This window comes from Shewanella sp. S1-49-MNA-CIBAN-0167 (assembly GCF_040310145.1).
Taxonomy (GTDB): domain Bacteria; phylum Pseudomonadota; class Gammaproteobacteria; order Enterobacterales; family Shewanellaceae; genus Shewanella; species Shewanella psychromarinicola.
Map to the genome: position 1 here is coordinate 1 of NZ_JBEOPO010000110.1, position 652 is coordinate 652.

The 652-nt window shown below is 39.1% G+C and carries 1 protein-coding gene; it reads left to right on the forward strand.

Translation table 11 applies throughout. The annotated features are described in order from the left end of the window. On the forward strand, positions 1 to 635 hold a 635-nt coding region (locus AAEZ00_RS20600; RefSeq protein WP_351089731.1), incomplete at its 5' end, for an IS5 family transposase. Positions 636 to 652 lie beyond the last annotated feature (17 nt).

Below are 652 nucleotides of genomic sequence, written 5' to 3' on the forward strand. Positions count from 1 at the left end.
GATTGCGTGTTGGCTGCCCTTGGCGAGATTTACCTGAATATTTTGGCTTATGGAATACCATTTACCGTCGATTTTTACTGTGGTCAAGAAAAGGTATTTTACTTAGGCTGTTCAAAACATTATCGACTAATAGTGATACTGAATGGGAATTTATTGATGGAAGTTATGTAAAAGCCCATCAACACAGTTCAGGTGCATCATCTGATGAAAATCAAGCAATTGGGTTAAGTCGTGGTGGTAATACAAGCAAAATCCATCTCGCGGTAGATAGCTATGGTTTACCGATAGAATTCATTGTTACAGGTGGAGAAGTTCATGATAGCAAAGCAGCTAATGCCCTTATTGAACTATTGCCACAAAGTCATTTTATTATTGCAGACAAAGGCTACGACAGTGAAGCGATTAGAGATAAAGTGCGTGAATGTGGTTCAAAGCCAGTGATCCCTAGAAGACAAAATTCGAAGCAAGGAAATGGCGATATCGATTGGTGTTTATACAAATATCGGCATTTAGTTGAAAATGCTTTTGCTCGGCTCAAGCATTTTAGAGCGATAGCTACCCGCTATGATAAATTGAAAATTAATTTTGAAAGCCTGCTGGCTCTAGCTTGCTCTATAATTTGGCTGCCAATGTGAAAGATCAACAGCCCCTA